This is a genomic window from Allobosea sp. (assembly GCF_048595345.1).
In the GTDB taxonomy this organism is placed as follows: Bacteria; Pseudomonadota; Alphaproteobacteria; order Rhizobiales; family Beijerinckiaceae; genus Allobosea.
This window is the reverse complement of record NZ_JBMDWH010000152.1, coordinates 1-22436: the sequence shown is the minus strand read 5'-3', so window position 1 is coordinate 22436 and position 22436 is coordinate 1. Positions and strand designations below refer to the sequence as shown.

General features: G+C 68.1%; 20 protein-coding genes. 12 read left to right on the top strand and 8 right to left on the bottom strand.

The features are described from left to right. Window positions 1-41: 41 nt before the first annotated feature. From ACOJTB_RS14175 to ACOJTB_RS14160, 4 genes are all read left to right on the top strand, one after another. Window positions 42-1127 (top strand): ABC transporter ATP-binding protein, encoded by a 1086-nt coding sequence (locus tag ACOJTB_RS14175; RefSeq protein WP_420103172.1) that lies wholly within the window; start codon window positions 42-44, stop codon window positions 1125-1127. 272 nt (window positions 1128-1399) lie between these two features. Continuing rightward, window positions 1400-2422: an ABC transporter substrate-binding protein gene (locus ACOJTB_RS14170; RefSeq protein WP_420103171.1), complete on the top strand. Its 1023-nt coding sequence runs from the start codon at window positions 1400-1402 to the stop codon at window positions 2420-2422. A 29-nt stretch (window positions 2423-2451) separates the two neighbouring features. Continuing rightward, on the top strand, window positions 2452-3459 hold the full coding sequence (locus ACOJTB_RS14165) for a FecCD family ABC transporter permease (protein WP_420103180.1): 1008 nt from the start codon (window positions 2452-2454) through the stop codon (window positions 3457-3459). Next, window positions 3456-4217, top strand: coding sequence for an ABC transporter ATP-binding protein (locus ACOJTB_RS14160; protein ID WP_420103170.1), 762 nt, complete (start codon window positions 3456-3458; stop codon window positions 4215-4217). Before ACOJTB_RS14165 ends, ACOJTB_RS14160 begins: the two co-directional genes overlap by 4 nt. Before the next feature lie 25 nt (window positions 4218-4242). On the opposite strand, the gene ACOJTB_RS14155 is transcribed toward ACOJTB_RS14160, so the two are convergent. Next, window positions 4243-4701, bottom strand: coding sequence for a MarR family winged helix-turn-helix transcriptional regulator (locus ACOJTB_RS14155; RefSeq protein ID WP_420103169.1), 459 nt, complete (start codon window positions 4699-4701; stop codon window positions 4243-4245). A gap of 126 nt (window positions 4702-4827) precedes the next feature. Between ACOJTB_RS14155 and ACOJTB_RS14150 the strand changes: the two genes are divergently transcribed. Then, window positions 4828-5259, top strand: coding sequence for an Ohr family peroxiredoxin (locus ACOJTB_RS14150; protein WP_420103168.1), 432 nt, complete (start codon window positions 4828-4830; stop codon window positions 5257-5259). Window positions 5260-5330: 71 nt separating this feature from the next. On the opposite strand, the gene ACOJTB_RS14145 is transcribed toward ACOJTB_RS14150, so the two are convergent. Together ACOJTB_RS14145 and ACOJTB_RS14140 are read right to left on the bottom strand one after the other, a co-directional pair. Beyond that, window positions 5331-6308, bottom strand: coding sequence for an HWE histidine kinase domain-containing protein (locus ACOJTB_RS14145; RefSeq protein ID WP_420103167.1), 978 nt, complete (start codon window positions 6306-6308; stop codon window positions 5331-5333). Between the two features lie 194 nt (window positions 6309-6502). Continuing rightward, a complete protein-coding gene (locus ACOJTB_RS14140) occupies window positions 6503-8206 on the bottom strand; it encodes a lysine--tRNA ligase (protein ID WP_420103166.1) in 1704 nt (567 codons plus the stop codon). A gap of 216 nt (window positions 8207-8422) precedes the next feature. On the opposite strand from ACOJTB_RS14140, the gene ACOJTB_RS14135 reads away from it, so the two are divergent. Beyond that, window positions 8423-9574: an amidohydrolase gene (locus ACOJTB_RS14135; protein ID WP_420103165.1), complete on the top strand. Its 1152-nt coding sequence runs from the start codon at window positions 8423-8425 to the stop codon at window positions 9572-9574. 3 nt (window positions 9575-9577) lie between these two features. Here ACOJTB_RS14135 and ACOJTB_RS14130 read toward each other — a convergent pair whose 3' ends face one another. The 3 genes from ACOJTB_RS14130 to uxaC all read right to left on the bottom strand — a co-directional run bounded on the left by ACOJTB_RS14130 (window position 9578) and on the right by uxaC (window position 13410). Then, window positions 9578-10408, bottom strand: coding sequence for a transporter substrate-binding domain-containing protein (locus ACOJTB_RS14130; protein WP_420103164.1), 831 nt, complete (start codon window positions 10406-10408; stop codon window positions 9578-9580). Between the two features lie 132 nt (window positions 10409-10540). Continuing rightward, complete coding sequence (locus ACOJTB_RS14125; RefSeq protein ID WP_420103163.1) at window positions 10541-12010, bottom strand: mannitol dehydrogenase family protein; 1470 nt, start codon at window positions 12008-12010, stop codon at window positions 10541-10543. Beyond that, window positions 12007-13410 carry a glucuronate isomerase gene (gene uxaC, locus ACOJTB_RS14120; protein ID WP_420103162.1) on the bottom strand — a complete coding sequence of 468 codons (1404 nt, stop codon included), beginning with the start codon at window positions 13408-13410 and terminating at the stop codon, window positions 12007-12009. The genes ACOJTB_RS14125 and uxaC overlap by 4 nt, the downstream gene beginning before the upstream one ends. A gap of 159 nt (window positions 13411-13569) precedes the next feature. On the opposite strand from uxaC, the gene ACOJTB_RS14115 reads away from it, so the two are divergent. The 4 genes from ACOJTB_RS14115 (at window position 13570) to ACOJTB_RS14100 (ending at window position 17793) form a co-directional block, all read left to right on the top strand. Continuing rightward, entirely contained in the window at window positions 13570-15066 is a 1497-nt protein-coding gene (locus ACOJTB_RS14115) for an ABC transporter substrate-binding protein (RefSeq protein WP_420103161.1), read from the top strand. 106 nt (window positions 15067-15172) lie between these two features. Then, complete coding sequence (locus ACOJTB_RS14110; RefSeq protein ID WP_420103160.1) at window positions 15173-16117, top strand: ABC transporter permease; 945 nt, start codon at window positions 15173-15175, stop codon at window positions 16115-16117. Beyond that, on the top strand, window positions 16114-16971 hold the full coding sequence (locus tag ACOJTB_RS14105) for an ABC transporter permease (RefSeq protein ID WP_420103159.1): 858 nt from the start codon (window positions 16114-16116) through the stop codon (window positions 16969-16971). The genes ACOJTB_RS14110 and ACOJTB_RS14105 overlap by 4 nt, the downstream gene beginning before the upstream one ends. Before the next feature lie 21 nt (window positions 16972-16992). Next, a complete protein-coding gene (locus tag ACOJTB_RS14100) occupies window positions 16993-17793 on the top strand; it encodes an SDR family NAD(P)-dependent oxidoreductase (RefSeq protein WP_420103158.1) in 801 nt (266 codons plus the stop codon). 13 nt (window positions 17794-17806) lie between these two features. Here the strand turns inward: ACOJTB_RS14100 and ACOJTB_RS14095 are convergent, their stop codons facing one another. Both ACOJTB_RS14095 and ACOJTB_RS14090 read right to left on the bottom strand, forming a co-directional pair. Next, window positions 17807-18367: a DUF4337 domain-containing protein gene (locus ACOJTB_RS14095; protein ID WP_420103157.1), complete on the bottom strand. Its 561-nt coding sequence runs from the start codon at window positions 18365-18367 to the stop codon at window positions 17807-17809. A 64-nt stretch (window positions 18368-18431) separates the two neighbouring features. After that, the gene (locus ACOJTB_RS14090; RefSeq protein ID WP_420103156.1) at window positions 18432-19361 is read right to left on the bottom strand and encodes a tyrosine recombinase XerC; all 930 of its coding nucleotides are present in this window, start codon (window positions 19359-19361) and stop codon (window positions 18432-18434) included. A gap of 59 nt (window positions 19362-19420) precedes the next feature. On the opposite strand from ACOJTB_RS14090, the gene ACOJTB_RS14085 reads away from it, so the two are divergent. After that, window positions 19421-21604, top strand: a complete 2184-nt coding sequence (locus tag ACOJTB_RS14085; RefSeq protein WP_420103155.1) for a primosomal protein N' — start codon at window positions 19421-19423, stop codon at window positions 21602-21604. 222 nt (window positions 21605-21826) lie between these two features. After that, the gene (locus ACOJTB_RS14080; protein WP_420103154.1) at window positions 21827-22396 is read left to right on the top strand and encodes a F0F1 ATP synthase subunit delta; all 570 of its coding nucleotides are present in this window, start codon (window positions 21827-21829) and stop codon (window positions 22394-22396) included. Window positions 22397-22436: the final 40 nt, after the last annotated feature.

Here is a 22436-nt window from a genome sequence, read left to right as displayed (position 1 = left end):
ATAATGAAGTCAAGCGTGATGCCTGACAGGAGGAGATGCAGATGGCGGCGATCGCTCTGAACGGCGTGCGCAAGGCCTATGGCGAGGTGGAGGTCATCCGGAGCATCGATCTCGCAATCGAGAGCGGCGAATTCCTCGTTCTGGTCGGGCCGTCCGGCTGCGGGAAATCGACCCTGCTGCGCATGGTCGCCGGGCTCGAGGACATCAGCGGCGGCGCCATCGAGATCGCTGGCCAGCGCGTCGACGAGCGGACGCCGGCCGAGCGCGACATCGCCATGGTCTTCCAGGATTACGCGCTCTACCCGCATATGAGCGTGCGCGAAAACATGTCCTTCGGGCTGAAGATGCGCGGCGCCGGCGAAGCGGAGATCGGCCGGCGCGTCGCAGCGGCGGCGGCCGTTCTCAAGATCGGCGACTTCCTCGAACGGCGCCCGGCGCAGCTGTCCGGCGGCCAGAGGCAGAGGGTCGCCATGGGCCGAGCGATCGTGCGCGAGCCGGCCGCGTTTCTGTTCGACGAACCGCTCTCCAATCTCGATGCGGCCCTGCGGGTCGAGATGCGGCTGGAGATCGCGAAGCTGCATCACCGCATGCGGGCCACGACGATCTATGTGACCCATGACCAGGTCGAGGCGATGACGCTGGCCGACCGGATCGTCGTCATGAACCGGGGCCATGTCGAGCAGATCGGCCGGCCGCTCGACCTGTATCATCGTCCCGCGACGCTGTTCGTCGCTCGCTTCATCGGCAGCCCGACGATGAACACGATCCCCACCACGCGCAGCCGCGCCGATGACGGCTCGTGGGTTTTGAAGCTGCCGTTGCGCGAGGTTCGCCTCCCGGACTCGTCGACCGATCGCGCGCCGACCGAGCAGAGCGTGACGCTCGGCCTGCGTACCGAGGACCTCGTCCTCTGCCCGGAAAACGAAGCCGTCCTCCTCGGCGACGTCGTGGTGATGGAGCGGCTCGGCGCGCAGAGCTACGCCTATGTGGAACTGCCGGACGGGAAGACGCTGACGGTGGAGTGTCCGCGCGGCACCGATCTGCAAGTGGGGCAGAGGGCCTGGCTGACATTCCATCCGGAACGCATCCATCTCTTCGATGGCGAGGGGCGGCGGATCGGCGCGTAGCGCGGCGATGGGGCCGAGCGGCCATGCTGGATCTCGCGACCTCCGCACCTTCGCAGGCTGGAGCGCTCGACACCACGACGGCCAATTTCGACCCCTGCGGACGTCGCGTATCACGCTGACCTCGCAATATTCTCCCGCGGACGCTTCGCTGGTGGATAGAACTGGGCCGCTCACGCCAGTTTTGAATACTTATAATGTTTGTGCGCGATCTGGCGCTTTTCTGGCGGTGCGGCTAAGAGCGCGCCTTGCAGACATGTAACCGGATCGATTTCGTGAAGACGCTTCGCTCTTGGCTGGCCGCGCTCGGCCTCTCTCTCTCGGCAGGTCTCGCCGCCCCGGCGACGGCGGCCCCGACCCAATATCCTCTCACCATCGAGAATTGCGGCGCCACCGTCACGGTTCGCAAGCCGCCGCAGCGGGCCATCGGCCTCGGCCAGAACAGCGCCGAGATCATGCTGCTGCTCGGCCTGCAGGACCGGATGGCGGGCACCGCCTTCTGGCCGAGCAAGCCGCTGCCCGAGCTCGCCGACGCCAATGCCCGCGTCAAGCTGCTCTCGGTCGAGTTCCCAACCTTCGAGAGCATCCTCGCCGAGCGGCCCGATTTCGTCGCCGCCGCGCTGCCGACCCTTCTCGGGCCGAGCAGCAAGGTCGCCAAGCGCGACGATTTCGAACGGCTCGACATCCCGAGCTATCTGTCGCCTGGCACCTGCCTGGAGACCAAGGGCAGCAAGGACGCCTATGGCAGCCGCGCCCGGCTCTGGACCACGGACCTGCTCTACCAGGAGATCGACGAGCTTTCGCGCATCTTCGACGTCTCCGATCGCGGCCAGGCCCTGATCGCCGATTTCAGGAAGCGCGAGGCGACGCTGCGCGCGAGCGTCACGCCAGGGGAGCGCAAGCTGTCCTATGTCTTCTGGTTCTCCAGCCCCTCCCCTTCCGCCGACGCCTATCTCGGCGGCAAGAACGGCGCCTCGGGCTTCATCGCCGACCTCCTGGGCGGCCGCAATGCCATCGAGGCGGAGGCGGAATGGCCGACCCTGGGCTGGGAAGGCATCATCGCCGCCAAGCCCGACGTGATCGTGGTCGCGAGCCTGGACCGGAACCGCTGGGAGCTCGACAAGCCCGACGCGAAAATCCGCTTCCTCACCACCGATCCTGCGGTGAGCCAGCTGCCCGCGGTCAGGAACAAGGCGATGGTCGTGATGGACGGCCAGGCCATGAACCCGACGGTGCGCACGCTTCTGGGCGCCGAGCAGGTGGCCGGGCAGCTGAGAGCGCTCGGCCTGCTGAAGTGAGCGCTCGGGCCGCGACACCGGGCAACGGGCTGGCCTTTGCCGCACTGGCCGCCGGCTCGTTGGTCGCGCTCGCCCTCGCGATCGGGCTCAGCGTCGGCATCGGCGATCTGCCGATCCCGCTCGCGACCACATGGACGGCCCTGACCAACCGCCTCGGCTGGACGGCGGTGCCGCTCGACCGCATCACCGAAACCGTGATCTGGGACTATCGCCTGAGCCGGGCGCTGGTAGCGGCGTTCTGCGGCGCGGGCCTGGCTCTGTCGGGAGCGATCCTGCAATCCCTGCTGCGAAATCCGCTAGCGGAGCCCTATGTGCTCGGGATCTCGGCAGGCGCCTCGACCGGCGCGGTAGCCATCATCATCCTGGGGCTCGGGGCCGGCGCGGTGTCGCTGTCGGCGGGCGCCTTCGTCGGTGCCTTCGCGGCCTTCTGCTTCGTCGCGCTGCTCTCGAACGGCACGAGGGGCGGCGCCGACCGCACCATCCTGGCGGGCGTCGCCGCTTCGCAGCTCTTCAACGCCGTCACCGCCTATATCGTCACCACATCCGGCAACGCCCAGCAGGCGCGCGACGTGATGTTCTGGCTGCTCGGCAGCTTCGGCGGCGTGCGCTGGCCGGAATTCACCCTCGTCGCGGTCATCGTCGGCATCGGGCTCGTCGCCTGCCTCTGCTACGCCACCACGCTCGACACCTTCAGCTTCGGCGACCAGACCGCCGCCTCGCTCGGCGTCGATGTCGGCAAGGCGCGGATGGTGCTGTTCGGTTTGACGGCTGTGATGACGGCGACGATCGTCAGCATGGTCGGCTCCATCGGCTTCGTCGGGCTGATCGTGCCGCATGCGGCGCGCGCGCTGATCGGGCCGCTGCATCTGCGGCTCTTGCCCGCCTGCGCGCTGGTCGGAGCCGTCTTCATGGTGCTGGCCGACGTCGCCTCGCGCGCGCTGATCCCGCATCAGGTGCTGCCGATCGGCGTGGTGACGGCGCTGGTCGGCGTGCCCTTCTTCTCGCTGATCCTCTACAGGCTGCAGCGCGCCGCATGAGCATCACCGCCGAAAACCTCGTCTGGCGCGCCGGCGGTCGGCTGATCCTCGACGGCGTGTCCCTCGCCGCGCGGCCAGGGCGCATGCTCGGGCTGCTCGGCCCCAACGGCTCGGGCAAGACCTCGCTGCTTCGCCTGCTGGCCAGGCTCAAGCGCCCGCAATCGGGCCGGGTGCTGCTCGACGGAACGGACATCTCGACGCTTGCGGCCCGCAGCGTCGCGCGCCGCGTCGCCTTCGTGGAGCAGCATGCCACCACCAGCGCCAATCTGCGCATCGACGACATCGTGCGGCTCGGCCGCTTTCCCCATCGCTCCTGGCTCTCGCGCTGGAGCAGCGCCGACGATCTCGCCGTCGACGAGGCGTTGGCCCGGGCCGGCCTCGCCGACCGCCGCGCCGATCGCTGGCAGAGTCTCTCGGGTGGGGAGAAGCAGCGCGCCCATATCGCCCGCGCCCTCGCCCAGACCCCGACCGAACTGATCCTGGACGAGCCGACGAACCATCTCGACGTGCAGCATCAGATCGGTGTGCTTCGCCTGGTCTCGGCGCTGCCCATCACCAGCATCGTCGCCCTGCATGACCTCAACCACGCCGCCATGTTCTGCGACGACCTCATCGTGCTCGACAGGGGCAGGGTCGTCGCGACCGGCGAGCCGGGGACGGTGATCGACGAGGCGCTGCTGCGCGAGGTCTTCGGCGTGGAAGCGCGGGTCGAGAGTTCGCCGCATCACGGCCGCCCGCATATTCACTACCTGCGCTGAAGCGGCAGCCGCGCAAGGCCTCGCGTCAGGAAGCCGCCTTCTCCAGCCGCCCGCGCAGATCGGTGAGGCGCCGCATCAGCTCTGCGACCTCGCCGCCCGGCAAGCCGACCGCCTCCGACACGCAGCCCATCACCTCGCCGACCTTGCTTCGCAAGGCCTCGCCCTCCGGCGTCAGCGAGACGACGACCCGCCGCTCATCCTCGAGCGAGCGCCTGCGCGTCACGAACCCCATCGCTTCCAGGCGCTTCAGGAGCGGGGTGAGCGTGCCGCTGTCGAGCCGCAGCCGCTCGCCCAGCTGGCCGACCGTCAGCCCGTCACGATCCCACAACACCAGCATGGCCAGATATTGCGGATAGGTTAGGCCCAGCCGCTCCAGCGGCCCGCGATAGACCCGGTTGAAGGCGAAGCCGGTCGAATGGATGAGAAAGCACAGCAGCTCGTCGAGCTGCGGCGCCTCGCTGGTGAGGTCGGGATGGTGATCCATGAAACGAATATGACAGCACAAAATTATTTTGCAAGAAATTATATTGTAAACAATTGACATGGACCCCGGCTGCCCCTAACTCGTTGTCCACCGAGACCTTCAGATCCAACCAGACGGAGAATCCCGATGCCGGTCGATGCGAAGTACAAGACCAAGGCCACCGCCAGCGGCGGCGGACGCGATGGAAAGACCAAGCTGGACGACGGCACCATGGCGCTCGACCTCGTCGTGCCGAAGGAGCTGGGCGGCCTCGGCGGCGAGGGCGCCAACCCCGAGAAGCTGTTCGCACTGGGCTATTCGGCCTGCTTCCTGGGCGCGATGCGCGTCGCCTCGCAGCAGACCAAGATCAAGGTGCCCGAAGGCTCGACCGTGACGGCCGAGATCGGCATCGGCCCGCGCTCCGAGGGCGGCTTCGGCATCACCGCCGCGCTCGACGTCTATCTGCCCGGCCTCGCCGAGGACGAGGCGAAGACGCTGGTGGAGACCACCCACGGCATCTGCCCCTATTCCAACGCCATCAAGGCCAGCGTCGACGTTCAGACCACGACGCACGCCTGATCAGATCCGGCGGGGCGGCGCTCGGCGCCGTCCCGCGTTTTCGCAGGCTTTCGAGCCCCGCCGGGGACGTTTCAGTAGTTCGCCAGCAGCGCCGAGACGGGCGCATCGACATTCAGCACGACGCCCTCGGGCCGGTAGTCGATCGTCGAGCGCCCGGTGAGATAGCCCGACAGCGCCTTTTCCACCACCTGCGAGCCGAAGCCGCGCCGCACGGGCGTCTGGACCGTGGGCCCGCCGCTCTCGGTCCAGCACATCCGGAATCGCTCGGCATCGAGCTGCCAGCGCATCTCGACCGAGCCGCGATCATCCGACAGCGCTCCGTATTTGACGGCGTTCGTCGCCAGCTCGTGGATCGCCAGAGCCAGCGCCATCGCGGCGCGGGACGCCACTCTCGTCTCCGGCCCCTCGGCCCGGATCCGGTGGCCGAGCCCGTAAGGCTGCAGGATCTTCGAAACGAGCACCCCAAGCGTCGTCTCCGAGACCGCGCTCGCCATCAGCACGTCCTGCGCCTGGCCGAGCGCCCCCATGCGGGCGGAGAGATGATCCTTGGTGCCGGCGATGTCGTCGCCATGCAGCCGCAGCGTCTGGTTGACCACGGCATGGACCATGGCGAGCATGTTCTTGATGCGGTGGTTCAGTTCGCCGGCAAGGAGCTGATATTTCTCACGCTCCCTCTGCAATTCGGTGATGTCGCGCGAGACCGACAGGATGGCCTCGGGCCGGCCATCCGCCCCGAGAATGGGCGAGACCTGCACGTCCCAGTAACGCGGATTGCCCCCTGCGGTGTTGGCGGGCCCCTCGAAGCGGAAGCTGCGGCCTTCCTGCGCCTCGGCGATCGCTTTCTGGGTGTCGAGCGTGCCCTGCCCCTCCCAGAAGCTGGGCCAGGGGCAGCCCTTCACGGCATTGAAGTCGCTAAGTTCCATGACCCGCATGCCGCCTTCGCTGATGAAGGTCAGCCTGCCGTCGAGGTCCAGCACCTTGATGCAGTCGTTCGAGGCTGCCAGGACGCTCTTGATGAAGCGCGCGTCGCGCTCGGCCGGGGTCGTCACAGAATCGTCCTGACCTTGAAAATACGCTCCTCAACGAAGAGGAACCGATACGACAGCGCAGCCGCAACCAAAACCGATACATGCCGCGCCGCAAGGCGACGCTGCGTCCGACGCTCATAACGCATGACGAGGCTGCCCGTTCCGGTCCGTCAACCGGGAATCGGCGAGCCGCTGATGCACCTCAGCCGCCGGAGCTAACCTCGCTGCGCCAGGAAGGCCGCATGCTCCGTCACGAGGTCTCCGGCGAGCGCCTTGGCGATCAGGGCGCGCGTGTTGGACAGGCCGTAGATCGCCGCGAAGGACCCGAAGCGCGGGCCCTGATCCTCGCCGAACATCACCTGATAGATCGCCTTCCACCACTCGCCGGTCACGCCGGGGCGCTCGGGCGTGGCGTTCTTCGCCGTCAGGTTCTGATAGCGCGGGATGAAGCGCGCGACGTCCAGCGCCACATCCTGCACCATTTCCGCCGTCGCATCCGCCGGCAGCGCGGCCAGCGCGGCATCCAGCTTGCCGAAGGCGTCGCGCTCGACCTCGTCGGCTTCGCGATAGTTCTTTGCCGGCTTCACGAAGTCACGGAAATAGGCGATCGCATAGCCCACCAGGGCATCCAGCCGCGGATGGGTCTGGGGCGAGATGCCCGGCGCATAGCGCTGCAGGAAGCCCCAGAGCACCGCCTTGTCCTCGGAATTGGCCACGGCGACGAGGTTCATCAGCAGCCCGAAGGTGATCTGCGTCTTCACGGCATTGTCGCCCTGGCCGGAGGACACCACCTCCGGCTGCGGCGGCTCGCCGGCATGGATGTGCCAGACCGGATTGCCGAGCCTGTTCTTCCAGTCCTGCTTCTCATAGGCGGAGAGGAACTGCAGATATTCGTCGATCGCGCGCGGGATCACGTCGAAATGCAGCTTCTTGGCCTCGCGCGGGCGCTGGAACATATAGAGAGCCAGGCTCTCCGGCGGACCATAGGTCAGCCAGTCCTCGATCGTGAGGCCATTGCCCTTCGACTTGGAGATCTTCTGCCCCTGCTCGTCGAGGAAGAGCTCGTAGACGTAATGCAGCGGCGCCGGCGCACCGAGGATCTCGCAGATCCGGTCGTAGATCGGCGCGTTGGTCTGGTGGTCCTTGCCGAACATCTCGAAATCGACGTCGAGCGCCGCCCAGCGGGCACCGAAATCCGGCTTCCATTGCAGCTTCACATGGCCGCCGGTGACCGGCACCGTCTTGTCCGTCCCGTCCTCGTCGGTGAAGGTGATCGTGCCGGCCTCGGCGTCCACCTGCTTCAGCGGCACATAGAGGATGCGCCCGCTGCTCGGCGAGATCGGCAGGAACGGGCTGTAGGTCGCCCGGCGCTCCTCGCCCAGCGTCGGCAGCATCACCTTCATGATGTCGTCATAGCGCTCGGCGGCGCGCAGCAGCACGGCATCGAGCTTGCCGGCCCTGTAGTACTCGGTCGCGCTTGCGAATTCGTAATCGAAGCCGAAGCGGTCGAGGAAGCGCCGCAGCATCGCGTTGTTGTGGTGCGCGAAGCTCGGATAATCGCCATCGAACGGATTGGGCACAGCCGTCAGCGGCATTTGCAGATAGGGCTGCAGCGCCGCAGGGTCCGGCACATTCTCCGGAACCTTGCGCATGCCGTCCATGTCGTCGGAAAAGCAGAGCAGACGGGTCGGCACCGCGTCCCCGGTTAGCACGCGAAAGGCGTGCCGCACCATCGTGGTGCGGGCGACCTCGCCGAAGGTGCCGATATGCGGCAGGCCCGAGGGGCCGTAGCCCGTCTCGAACAGCACCGAACTCTTCCCGGATTTCTCGATCCGCGCCACCAGCTTGCGAGCTTCCTCGAACGGCCAGGCGGCCGAACGCTGTGCGGCGTCCACAAGGGCGGGGTCGAAGGCGGGCATGTCGGTCGGTATCCTCTCCGGGGCAGCGGAAATGCGGAGCAGGGGCTTTCGCAGATTGCGAAGGCCGGCGTCAATGCAGGGCTTGCAGCCGCCGGGCGCCATGGTGAAGGCGACCGGCCGGGTGCGCCCGCAGGGTCGCCATGTGTGCCGCCCGGTTGTCGCCGGCCCGGCGCCTCCTCTACCCTGCCGCGATCACGCCTGCCGGAGGATGCCGCCTTGGACCGCGACCTGCATGAGACGCTCACCGCCTGGCGCCATCATCTCCACGCCCATCCCGAACTCGGGCGCCACGAGCAAGCGACGAGCGCTTTCGTGCAGGCCCGGCTGGCGGAGCTGGGCGTGCCCTTCACGCCCGGCATCGGCGGCCACGGCATCGTCGCGACACTGACGCGCGGCGGCTCGGAACGCTCGGTCGGCCTGCGCGCCGACATGGACGCGCTGCCCATCCTGGAGGCCAACGACCTGCCCTACAATTCGCAGACTCCCGGCGTAATGCATGCCTGCGGCCATGACGGTCACACCACCGCCCTCCTCGGCGCCGCCGCCTTGCTCAAGGGCGATCCCAGCTGGAGCGGCACGGTGCAACTGATCTTCCAGCCCGCCGAGGAAGGTGCGGGGGGCGCGAAGGCGATGCTCGATGACGGCATTCTCGAGCGTTTCGCGATGCAGCGCATTTTCGCCCTTCACAACTGGCCTGGGCTGGAGGCCGGCACCGTCGCGGTGCATCGCGGCCCGGTGATGTCGGAGCCGGGCCGGTTCAAAATCACGCTTCATGGCAAGGCCGGGCACGGCGCCCTGCCCGAACAGGCGCATGACCCGATCGTGGCGACGGGCCATCTCATCGTCGCGCTGCAGACCATCGTGGCGCGCAATGTCGACCCGATGGAATCGGCTGTGGTCTCGATCGGACAGGTGCATGGCGGCACCGCCGCGAACCAGATCCCCTCCAGCGTCTTCATCGAAGGTACGTTCCGCACCTTCGTTCCGGCGGTGCGCGACCGCCTCCTCGCGCGCCTGCGCACGATCGCGGACCATGTCGCCGCGACCTTCGAGATGACGGCCGAGATCGAGATCATGCATGGCAGCGCCACAGTCAACACGCCGGCGGAGGAGGAGATGGCGGCCGCGGCCGGGCAGGCGGCGGGCCTCACCGTCCGGCGCGATCTGAAGCCCTCGACGACGGGTGAGGATTTCGCCCATTTTCTCGAAAAACGGCCCGGCTGCTATATCTGGATGGGCAATGGCCCCACCGCCCCAAACGGCGAGCTTCACAACAACCGCTACGATTTCAACGACGCGATCCTGCCCGCCGCCTCCGGTTGGCTCGCGGCCGTCGCCAAGCAGGCGCTGGCGAGCAACGCACCGTGAACCTCAGAACGGGCTGACCGGGAAGAACCGCAGATACAGCCGTGCATAGCTGCCATCGTCCCAAAGGCTCTGGAGCGCGTAGTCGAGCGCGCGTTTCAGGGCCGGATCGTCCTTGCGCAGAATGAAGGCGACGCCCTCGCCGAAATAGGCGCTCTCCAGATAGGGCCCGCCGGCGAAGGCGAGATCGCCCGCCCCGCCTGCCATGACCAGCGAGAGCGAGACCCCGTCGGCGAAGAGATATTCGGCATCCCCGCTGCGCAGCGCGGTCAGCGCGGCGGCGAGGCTCGGCGCCGGGCGCCGCTGCACCAGCGGCATCAGCCTGTCGAGGAAGGCTTCGTGCGCCGAGCCGGCGACGACCGCGACGCGGCGCCCCTGCAACTGCGTCGCGTCGAGCTCCGGCCGGGCATTGCCGCGCGTCGTCAGGAAGCGGGCGGGGTTGCGGAAATAAAGATGGCTCGCCGCGAAGCGCCTGCGGATGGCAGCCGACAGGTTCATCGCCCCTGCGACCACCTCGCCGCGATTCTCGGCGAGCGCGTCGAGCAGCGTGTCGAACCGGCGCGGCTGGATCGTGCAGGTCCAGCCCAGCCTCTCGCAGGCAGCCCGGGCGAGCTCCACGGAAAAACCGGTCAGAGTTCCGTCCGGTGCCGTGAAATGAAACGGCGGATAGTCGTCGTCGGCGAGGAAGCGCACGACCCGCGGCGGGCCGGGCTCGGGCCTGTCGAGGCGGATGCGCGGGTCCCAGAAATTCGGGATGGTGACGCGCGGCGGCTCCTGGGCGACGGCGCCCGCCGCGAGCAGCAGAGAGAGCAAAGGGACGGCGAGTGCGCGCAGCATTGCGGCGCATCTGGCGCAGGATGGCGGTCCGGATCAAGACAGAAGAGTGGGGAGCGCGGTAACGCGCTCCCGGAGGACGGAAGGTTCTCGCATATCCGGCGCCGTTCTGACCCGAGACAGACGAGGGCCGGCTCAGCCCAGGCTCGCAGCCCTCGCCTTGGCGCCCTCGTCGAACAACGCCGCCAGATGCGCGGCGACCGCCTTGGTGAAGCGCTCCTCGCGCGGCAGGTCCGGCCCGAAGATGGCCTCGATGTCGAGCAGGCTCTCGCTCAGCGCTTGGGCATTGCGGCCGGCCGCCTCGCTGCGGCGCTGGAACTCGCCGGCCAGCGGGTCGCGCACATCGATCGCGGCGCCCTTCTCGTCGATGCCGGAGACGTAAGCCATCCATGCGGCGACTCCGAGCGCGAGATGGGCGATCGGCGCCTTCGCCTTCAGCCGGTCGCGGATCGTGCCGAGCAGGCGCTGCGGCAGCTTCTGCGAGCCATCCATCGCGATCTGCCAGGTGCGATGGCGGATCGCCGGGTTCTGGAAGCGAACCAGGAGCGCCTTGGCGTAATCCTGAAGCGCCACGCCCTGCGGCGCGGGCACGGTCGGGATGATCTCCGCCCAGAGGCCCTCGAGGAAGCGGGCGAGCACCGGATCGCCGCTCGCCTGCGCCACCGTCTCATGGCCGGCGAGATAGCCCAGATAGGCGAGCGAGGAGTGTGTGCCGTTGAGCATGCGCAGTTTCATGAACTCGAAGGGCGCGACCTCCGTAACCATCTGCGCGCCGACCTCGTCCCAGGCCGGGCGGCCCTCTGCGAAGACGTCCTCGATCGCCCATTGCCGGAAAGGCTCGCCGATGACCGGGGCCGCATCCTCGAGCCCGGTCAGACGGGCGACCTCGGCGATATCCGCCTCTGTCGTCGCCGGTACGATCCGGTCGACCATCGTCGCCGGGAAGGCACCGGTCGCCTCGATCCAGGCGGCGAGCGCATCGTCCTGCAGCGCCGCGAAATCGCGCACCAGCCCGCGCAGCACATGGCCGTTCGAGGGCAGGTTGTCGCAGCACAGCGCGGTGAAGGGCCCGCGTCCCGCCAAGCGCCGCGCCCGCAGCGCGGCGACGATCAGACCGATCGCGGAGCGCGGCGCATCGGGCTGTTCGAGATCGTGCAGAATGTCGGGATGGTCGGCCCTGAGCCTGCCCGTCGCCGGATCGTGGCAATAGCCCTTCTCGGTGACGGTCAGCGAGACGATGCGGGTTTCGGCCGCCGCCAGCTGTGCCACGAGCGCGGCCGGATTCTCGGGCGCCACCAGCACGTCGAGCACCGAGCCGATCACGCGCAGCTCCGGCCCGGTAGGCGCCAGTTTCTGAAGCGTATAGAGCCCGTCCTGTGGTTGGAGCCTGTCGCGCTGGTCGGGCCGCTGCAGGCTCGCTCCGACGATGCCCCAGGCGCCGAAGCGTTTCTCCAGCGCATCCTCGGTATATTCGGCAAGATGGCCACGTGCGAAGGCGCCGAGGCCGAGATGAACGATGCCGGGCTTCAGAGCCGCGCGATCATAGGCGGGCCGACGGATGGCGGGGGCGATCTGCCCCAGAGTGGCCTCGGACAGGCGGGTCACAGCTTGTAAGCCTCCTTGGCGAGGCGATAGGCGAGATCATGCGCCACTTCGGCAGCCTCGTCCTCCTCCAGCCGGTGCTCGGCGACGAGCTTGGCGAGATAGGCGCAATCGACCCGCCGGGCCAGATCGTGCCGGGCCGGGATCGAGAGATAGGCGCGTGTGTCGTCGTTGAAGCCGACCGTATTGTAGAAGCCGGCGGTCTCCGTGGTCAGCTCGCGGAAGCGCAGCGTGGCTTCCGGCGCGTCGAGGAACCACCAGCCCGGCCCCAGCCGCAGCGCCGGATAATGCCCGGCGAGCGGGGCGAGTTCGCGCGAATAGCTGGTCTCGTCGAGGGTGAAGGCGATGACGGTGAGGCCCGGCTCGTTGCCGACCGCGTCGAGCAGCGGCTTCAGCGCCTCGACATAGCTCGTCTGGGTGGGGATGTCGGCGCCCATATCGCGGCCGAAATGCTCGAACAGCACCGGGTTGTGGTTGCGATAGGAGCCCGGATGGATCTGGAGCACGAGCCCATCGTCGAGGCTCATCTTCGCCATCTCGGTGAGCATCTGGCCGCGGAAGAGGTCGGCGTCCTTGGGCGTCACCTTGCCCTTGAGAACCTTGGCGTAGAGCTTCTCGGCCTCGACGTCGGAGAGATTGGCGGTGCGGGCCGTCGCATGGCCGTGGTCGGAGGAGGTGGCACCGCGCTCCTTGAAATAGGCGCGCCGCTTGCGATGGGCGGCGAGATAGCCGGTCCAGCTGCCGATATCCTCGCCGGTCAACGCGCCGAGCTGCTCCAGATTGTCAGCGAAGCCCTCAAACTCCGGATCGACGACGCTGTCGGGGCGATAGGCGGTGACGACCTTGCCGCCCCAGCCGGAGTCGCGGACCATGTCGTGCCAGCGCAGATCGTCGAGCGCGCCTTCCGTCGTGCTGATCGCTTCGATGTTGAAGCGCTCGAACAGCGCGCGGGGCCTGAGTTCAGGCTCGTCCAGCTTGGCGGCGATCTTGTCGTAGATGCGGTCGGCGCTTTCGGCCGAGAGCCGCTCGGTGACGCCGAAGATGGTCGAGGCGGCGTGCTCGAACCAGAGCCGGGTCGGCGTGCCGCGGAAGAGATGCCAGTGGCTTGCGAAGAGCTTCCAGATCGCGCGCGGATCGGTCTCGACCGGGCCGCCATCCTTGCGCGCGATGCCGAGCTGCTCGAGCCGCACGCCCTGCGAATAGAGCATGCGGAAGATGTAGTGGTCCGGCTTCACGAACAGCGTCGCCGGATCGGGGAAGGCTTCGTTCTGCGCAAACCAGCGCGGATCAGTATGGCCATGCGGCGAGATGATCGGCAGGTCGCGGATCGTCGCGAAGAGCCGTCGCGCGATGCCCCGTGTGACAGGATCGGCGGGGAAAAGGCGATCATCGTTGAGCAGCATGGGCAATCTCCCGAGGGTGCCGGTTTCTAAGCCCGCCTCGAGCAAGGGTCAATTCCCTGGTATACTAGTGCGCCAGACCAGGACCGGTCGTCGTCGTACCCGCAGGCTTGCGCGGGACTGAAATCCCGGCTCATCTTCGCCTCGCAACGGGATGGAGCGATGATGATGACGACGCGGCGTGACCTGATGGCCGGGGCCGGCCTTGCGGCGCTGGCCGCGACTCTGCCGATGGCGGTGCTCGCCCAGGCCAGGGATTCCGTCACCATCTCGATGACGCTGGAGCCGCCGACGCTGGACCCGACATCGGGCGCCGCTCAGGCGATCCGCGAGGTGACGCTGCAGAACATCTTCGAGGGTCTGGTCAAGATGGACCGGACCGGCAAGATCCAGCCCTGCCTCGCGCAGAGCTGGGAGATCGCGCCCGACAACGTCACCCACACCTTCAAGCTGCGCACGGGCGTCACCTTCCACGACGGCACGCCCTTCACCTCCGAGCAGGTGAAGTTCTCCTTCGAGCGCGCCGTGGCGGCCGATTCGACCAATGCGCAGAAGCAGCTCTTCACGCCGATCGCCGAGATCGCGACGCCCGACCCGGCGACCGTGGTGATCAAGCTGAAGCAGCCGACCGCGAACTTCGTCTACGGGCTGAGCTGGGGCGACGCGGTGATCGTCGCTCCGCAGAGCGCCGCCAACAACAAGACCAGCCCGGTCGGCACTGGCCCGTTCAAGTTCGTCCGCTGGAACCGTGGCGATCGGCTCGAATTCGCCCGCAACGACGCCTATTGGGGCGAAAAGCCGGCGCTGGCCAAGGCCACCTTCCGTTTCCTCTCCGACCCGCAGGCGCAGGTTGCCGCCCTTCAGGCCGGCGATGTCGACGCCAACACCAATCTCTCGGCGCCGGAGGCGGTGGCGCAGCTGAAAGGCAATGCGAAGCTCAAGGTCACCATCGGCAAGACCGAGGGCGAGACCGTGCTCGGCACCAACAATGCCAAAGCGCCCTTCGACAAGCTCAAGGTGCGCCAGGCCATCGCCCATGCGCTCGACCGCAAGACGATCGCGCTCGGCGTCTACGGCTTCGACGTCACGCTGATCGGCAGCCATTTCTCGCCGCTACACCCGGCTTATGTCGATCTGACGGGGACCTATCCCTACGATCCCGCCAAGGCCAAGGCGCTGCTGGCCGAGGCCGGCTTCCCCAACGGCTTTTCCTGCACGCTGAAGCTGCCGCCGCCGTCCTATGCGCGGCGCGCCGGCGAGATCGTCGCGGCGCTGCTGGGACAGGTCGGGATCACAGTTTCGATCGAGCCGCTGGAATTCCCCCAATGGCTCGAGCGCGTCTTCCGCAACAAGGATTACGATCTCAGCATCATCGCCCATACCGAGCCGCTCGACATCGATATCTACGCGCGGGACGACTACTACTTCCAGTACAAGAACCCCGAGTTCAAGGCGCTGATCGCCAAGATTTCCGGAACGCTCGACGAGGATGTCCGCAACGAGCTCTACAAGCAGGCGCAGCAGATGCTGGCCCGCGACGCGGTCAACGGTTTCCTCTTCATCCTGCCGAAGATCACCGTCGCCAAGGCCGATCTCGACGGCATGTGGACGGACTGGCCATTGCCGGTGACGCCGCTGGCGGAGCTGAAGTGGCGGTGATGTCGCATTCGCCGGCTTGGCCTCGGTTCTGCGCGGGGAAGCCGCCTCCCGAAAGGAGAGGGTTCTCTGCGCTCCTATCGTCCCGATCATCGGTTGGGATCAGGGCGTGATCGGCTATATCCTGCGCCGGCTGTTCGCGCTCGTCGCGACGCTGCTGGCGGCGGCGCTCGTCATCTTTCTCGTCCTCGAGGTGCTGCCGGGCGATCCGGCGGCTGTGACGCTGGGCCTCAACGCCTCGCCCGAGGCACTGGCCGCCCTGCGCACCGAAATGGGCCTCGATCAGCCGGCGCCGCTGCGCTTTTTCACCTGGCTCGGCGGGCTGGCGACCGGCGATCTCGGCCTCAGCTACACCTATCGCGTGCCGGTGGCGCAGCTCATCGGCGAGCGCATGGCGGTGACGTTGCCGCTCGCCGTGCTGGCGATCCTGCTGGCCGTCGCCATCGGCATGCCGCTCGGCGTGGTTGCCGCCTCGCGCCATGGCAAGGCGGTCGATGCCGGCGTCATGGCCTTCGCCCAGGCCGGGCTCGCCATTCCGAATTTCTGGTTCGGCCTGCTGCTCGTGCTGGTCTTCGCGGTCGGGCTCGGCTGGCTGCCGGCCAATGGCTTTCCCGGCTGGCAGGCGGGGCTCGGCACGGCGCTGAAATCGCTCGCCATGCCGGCGCTGGCGCTCGCCCTGCCGCAAGCGGCCATCATCGCCCGCGTCACCCGCTCGGCCATGCTCGACACGCTGCAGGAGGATTTCGTCCGCACCGCCCGCGCCAAGGGGCTGAGTGAGGGCACCACCCTGCGCCGGCACGCGCTGCGCAATGCGCTGATCCCGGTGGTGACGATTCTCGGGCTGCAATTCTCCGTGCTGATCGCCGGCGCCATCATCATCGAGAACGTCTTCGCTTTGCCGGGACTGGGACGGCTGGTGTTCCAGGCCATCGCCCAGCATGACCTCATCGTGGTTAAGGATCTCGTCATGCTGTTCGCTGGCCTGGCGATCCTGATCAATTTCGCGGTCGAGCTGCTTTATGGCTTGATCGACCCGAGGCTTCGGCAGTCATGAGCCCGATCGAGCCTTCCGCGAAAGGCCGCAGGCGCGGCTGGCTCTCGCCCTCGCTGGTCATCGGGGCGGGGCTCAGCGCCCTGATCGTGGCGACCGCGCTGGTGTCCTATGTCTGGACGCCCTATCCGCCGACACAGATGGCGATCCTCCAGCGTCTGCAAGGCCCCTCTGCCGCGCATTGGTTCGGCACGGACCAGTTCGGGCGCGACGTGTTCTCGATGATCATGGTCGGCTCGCGCAATTCGCTCGCGGTCGGGATCGGCGCCGTGGGAATCGGGATGGTGCTGGGCACGACCTTGGGGCTGATCGCGGCGCTGCGGCGCGACGGTTGGCTCGACCATCTGATCATGCGCACGGCCGACTTCACCCATGCCTTCCCGGCTGTGCTGACCGCCATCATGATGACCGCCATCGCCGGGCCCGGCATGCTCAACGCCATCGTCGCCATCGGCGTGCTGAACCTGCCCTATTTCGCGCGGCTGGCCCGAGGCGCCGCCTTGCAGGTCTGGGCGCAGGACTTCATCCAGGCGGCGCGCGCCAACGGCCTCGGCAACCGCCAGATCACGCTCTCGCATGTGCTGCCCAACATCGCCGGCATTCTGGTGGTGCAGGCGACGATCCAGTTCGCGCTCGCGGTGCTGGCGGAGGCTGGGCTGTCCTATCTCGGCCTCGGCACGCAGCCGCCGAATCCGTCCTGGGGGCGGATGCTGAACGAGGCGCAGACCTTCATGGCGACGCAAGCATGGCTCGCGATCTTCCCCGGCGCGGCGATCGCGCTCGCCGTACTCGGCTTCAACCTTCTCGGGGACGGTCTGCGCGATGCCATCGATCCGCGCCTGCGCCGCAGCCGCTGAGGCAAGAGAAAAGGAAACGCCATGGATCTGCATCTCGAAGGCAAGCGCGCGCTCGTGACCGGCGGCAGCAAGGGGATCGGCCTCGCCGTCGCCCGGCAATTGGCTCGCGAAGGCGTCGATCTCGTGATTGCCGCGCGCAACCAGGCCGAGCTCGACGCGGCCGCCGCCTCGATCGCCGCGGAGACGGGGCGCAAGGCCGTCGGGATCACCGTCGACACGGCCGAGGACCACTCGGTCACAAAGCTGGTCGCCGGCACGGTCGAGGCGCTCGGCGGCCTCGACATTCTGGTCAACGCCGCGGGCAAGCCCGGCGGCCAGGCGCCGCCACCGAAGCTGGGCGAGATCACCGACGCGCTGTTCCACGACGATGTGAATGTGAAGGTGATGGGCTATCTCAGGATGGCGCGCGAGGTGGCGCCCCTGATGGCAGCGCAGGGCTGGGGCCGGATCGTCAACATCAGCGGCCTCGCCGCCCGCTCCACCGGCTCGACCATCGGCTCGATGCGCAATGTCGCGGTCGCCGCCCTCACCAAGAACCTCGCCGACGAGCTGGGCCCGCAAGGCATCAACGTCACGGTCGTTCACCCCGCGCTGACGCGGACCGAGAAGACCGCCGGCCTCATCGCCGGAAAGGCGGCCGCCAGCGGCAAGAGCGAAGCTGAGATCGAGGCGGGCATGAGCGCGAACATCCTGATCGGCCGGCTGGTCGATGCCGCCGAGGTGGCGGATGTGGTCGCCTTCCTCGCCTCCCCGCGCAGTGTCGCGATCAATGGTGATGCCATCGCCTGCGGCGGCGGCATCCGCGGCGCCATCCACTATTGAGCCCGATGGGCCTTTAGAAGAGCAGATGGGGGGCGAAGAGCGCGAGGCCCATGAAGCCGAGCGCCAGGGCGCCCAGACCGCCGCCGACGACCGCCAGCAGCGCGACCCCGGTGATGATCGAGGCCGAGGCCACGACGATGCCGATCTGCAACAGGCCGGAGGCGATCTCGAAATTCTCGTTGCGGGCCTTGTGATCGTCGCGCGCCTGCTCGGCGAGCTTGGCCCGCGCGGCGAGCTCCTTGCGGCCCTCATTCGTCTCCGGCTCGCTGTCATAGCGGGCGATGGTGGCCTTCCAGGCATCGATTCGCTTCTGCATGCGCTCGCGGGCGGGGGCGTCGGTGGTGTCCGCCAGATCGAGTTCCATGCTCTCGGTCGCCGTGCGGACCACCGTGCCGCGGATCGTTTTGGCCTGGAAGAACGCCCACAGATTCGAGGATTCGATATTCTTGGCGACGGATTCGTTCTCCGCCTGCTTGCCGCCGATCTCGGCGAGAGCCAGCAGCAGAGCCAGCACCGCGATGAGCAGCGCAACCTTCTTGTTTCCGCCTTCCGGCGCCTCGACATGTCCAGACATCGAATCACCCCTCGATCGCTGCCGCCTTGTGGAGGCCTTCCGCAGCGGCATCAAGAGGCGCGTTTCAGCTCCCGCGCGCCCGGGGATGGGCCGCGTCATAGGCCGCCATCAGGCGCGCCGAATCGAGGCGGGTGTAGATCTGCGTCGTGGACAGCGAGGCGTGGCCGAGCAGTTCCTGGATCGCGCGCAGATCGCCGCCGCGGCCGAGCAGATGCGTCGCGAAGGAATGGCGCAGCGCATGCGGCGTCGCCGAGGGCGGCAGGCCGAGCGCCCCGCGCAACCCCTCGACCGCCAGCTGGATGATGCGCGGCGAAAGCGGCCCGCCCTTGGCGCCGACGAAGAGCGGCCCCTCGGGCGCGAGCCGCCACGGGCAGAGCTTCAGATAGGCGCCGATGGCGGTGACGACCACGGGCAGCACCGGCACCATCCGCGTCTTGCTGCCCTTGCCGATGACGGTGAGCGTCTCGCCGGCGTTCATCGGCGCCTGCGCCCGGGAGAGCGACAGCGCCTCCGAAATACGCAGGCCGCTGCCGTAGAGAAGGCCGAGCACGGCGGCGTCCCGCGCCAGGATCCAGTCCGGCCGGTCCTCGCCGGCGCGGCTGTCGGCCTGGGTCACCGCGCGGGCCGCCCGCGGCTCCAGCGGGCGCGGCAGGGATTTCGGCAGGCGCGGGCCGCGCGTCGCCGAGAAGGCCGCGGCCGGCAGCTTGCCGCTGCGCTCGCCAAAGCGGGCGAAGGAACGCAACGCCGCCAGCTGGCGCATCAGCGTGCGATTGCCGACGCCCTCGCGCCGACGATGGCCGAGGAAGGCGCGCAGATCGACGGGCTTCAGCGCGGCGATATCGGACAGGGACGGGTCGGAACCGAGATGCCCCACGAGAAAGGCGAGGAACTGGCAGAAATCCCGCCCATAGGCTTCGAGCGTCTTGGGCGAAAGCCGCCGCTCTGCGGCGAGGTGCTGCAGCCAGTCGCGACGGAAGGCATCGAGGTCGGTCATGGCGGCAGGATGACGCTGCGGCCTTAACAGCAGCCGAATCGGTGCTAGAGACGGGCGCGATGGACGACAACGCGGACATGGCGGCAGGCCGCACGGTCGAGGTGCTGATCCCGCTCGCGCTCGATCAGGCCTATAGCTATGCCGTGCCGCCCGGCCTCGTGCTGGCGCCGGGCGACATCGTGCAGGTGCCGCTGGGACCGCGCGAGACCGTCGGCGTGGTCTGGGAGATGGGCTCCGGTCGCGGCGGCAACCTGAAGGCGGTTTCGGCCAAAGTCGATATGCCTCCGCTCGATCCGGCCCTGAGGAAGCTCGTCGACTGGGTCGCCTGGTACACGCTGGCGCCGAAAGGCTCGGTCCTGGCGCTGGCCCTGCGCCGCCAGCCGGACGAGACGCCCGAGCGGCCCAAGCTCGGCGTCAGACTGGTCGGCCCGCCGCCGGCCCGTATGACGCCAGCGCGCCAGCGCGCCATCGCGGCGGCCGAAGGCGGCCTGCTGATCGCGAAATCGGCTCTGGCCGAGGCCGCCTCGGTCAGCACGGCGGTGATCGATTCGCTCGTCGATGCCGGGACCTTTCTCGTCGAGCCGCTGGCGCGCGAGGCGATCGCGGCGAGTCCCGATCCGGATCATGCGGTGCCGGAGCTCTCGCCGGGACAGGCGCAGGTGGCGCAGGCCCTCGTCGACGCCGTTCGGGCCGGGGCCTATGGCGTGTCGCTGCTCGAGGGCGTCACAGGCTCGGGCAAGACCGAAGTGTATTTCGAGGCGGTGGCGGAAGCGATCCGCCTCGGTCGTCAGAGCCTGATCCTGATGCCGGAAATCGCGCTGACGGCCCAGTTCATCGACCGTTTCGAGGCCCGCTTCGGCGTCAGGCCTGGGCTTTGGCACTCCGCCGTGACCGGGCGCAGGCGCGAGCGGCTGCAGGCGGCGATCGCCAGCGGAGAGGCGAAGGTCGTGGCCGGCGCCCGCTCGGCCCTGTTCCTGCCCTATCGCGATCTCGGGCTGATCATCGTCGATGAGGAGCATGAATCCGCCTACAAGCAGGAGGACGGCGTTTCCTACCATGCCCGCGACATGGCGGTGGTGCGCGGGCGCATCGAGAATGCGCCGGTGGTGCTGGCCTCCGCCACACCCTCCCTCGAAAGCCGCGTCAATGCCGAGCGCGGTCGCTACGCCCATCTCAAGCTGCCGGAGCGCTTCGGCGGACGCGAACTTCCCAAGCTCGGCCTCGTGGATCTGCGCCGCGACAAGCCCGAGCGCGGGCGCTGGCTTTCGGCCGCGCTGATCAGGGCGGTCGAGGCCAATCTGGAGGCCAAGGAGCAGTCGCTGCTGTTCCTCAACCGGCGCGGCTATGCGCCGCTGACGCTCTGCCGCGATTGCGGCCACCGCTTCCAGTGCCCCAATTGCACGGCCTGGCTGGTCGATCACCGCTTCAGGCGGGCGCTGGTCTGCCATCATTGCGGCCATGTCGAGCGCCGCCCGCACGAATGTCCCCAATGCCACGCCCCGGACAGCCTCATCGCCTGCGGCCCGGGCGTCGAGCGGCTGGCGGAAGAGGTCGCGACCCTGTTCCCGCAGGCTCGCGGGATCGTCCTCTCCAGCGATTTTCCCGGTGGGACCGAACGGTTGAAGCAGGAGCTGATGGCCGTCGCCGAGGGCGGGTTCGACATCGTCATCGGCACGCAGCTCGTCGCCAAGGGCCATAATTTTCCGGGGATGACGCTGGTCGGGGTGATCGACGCCGATCTGGGCCTCACCTCCGGCGATCCCCGCGCCGCCGAGCGCACCTTCCAGGCGCTGCGGCAGGTGACGGGCAGGGCCGGGCGCGGCGAGAAGCCGGGGCGCGCGCTCCTCCAGACTCACGACCCCGACCACCCGGTGCTGAAGGCGCTGATCTCGGGCGATCCGGAGCGATTCTACGCCGCCGAGGAGGCCGCGCGCGAGGCCGCCGGCCTGCCGCCCTTCGGCCGGCTCGCGGCGCTGATCGTGTCGGCCAACAGCCAGGCGGAAGCGGAAGGCCACGCCCGGGCCCTGGCCCGCTGCGCCGACGCTGGGGACGGCATCGTGGTGCTTGGCCCGGCGGAGGCCCCCCTCGCCGTTCTGCGCGGGCGCCACCGCATGCGGCTGATCGTCCGGACCAGCCGCGAGGTCAATCTGCAGGATTATCTGCGCGGCTGGCTGAAGCGCGGCCCCAAGCCGAAAGGTTCCGTCAGGGTCGCAGTCGATGTCGACCCGCAGAGCTTCCTGTGAGCCGGCCCTGCGCCGCACGAATTCCCTCGGCTGCGCCCGCCCTGCGGGTTGCGCCTCCCAAAGGCGCATGCTACGGCACCGCCACATTTCGGTCGCGAAGTCGTCTTGTCGGACGTGATATTGCCGGCTCCGCACCTTTGATACTCGCAGCGTCGGGACGATGCACTCCACCTTCGGCACGAAGGTCGCCGGTGCGGTCCCTTGAAACGAGAGACGGAACGCGTGGCTGAAGGCGGATCGCAGGGGACATGGGTGTCGGGCGTGGCTCAGCGCTATGCCACCGCGCTTTTCGAGCTGGCTCAGGAGAATGGCGCGATCGACGCCGTCGCCGCCTCGCTCGATGCGTTCAACGGCCTGATCGGCGAGAGCGAGGATCTCGCCCGCCTGATCGAGAGCCCGGCCTTCACCGCCGAGGAGCAGGTTTCCGCCGTCAACGCGATCCTGGCCAAGGCCGGCATCACCGGCATCGCCGCCAACTTCATCGGCCTCGTCGCCAGCAAGCGCCGCCTCTTCGCGCTGCCCGGCATGATCCAGGGCTATAAGCGGCTGGTCGCCCAGGCCAAGGGCATCGTTTCCGCCGAGGTCACCCTCGCCGAGCAGCCTTCCGCCGCACGGCTGGAAGAGATCCGCGCGGCCCTGGCCGGTGTCGCCGGCAAGGATGTCGACCTCACCGTCAAGATCGATCCGGCGCTGATCGGCGGGCTCGTCGTCAAGATGGGCTCGCGCATGGTCGACGCCTCGTTGAAAACCAAGCTCAATTCAATTCGTCTTGCCATGAAAGAGGTCGGCTGATGGACATCCGCCCCGCTGAAATCTCCGCCATCCTGAAGGC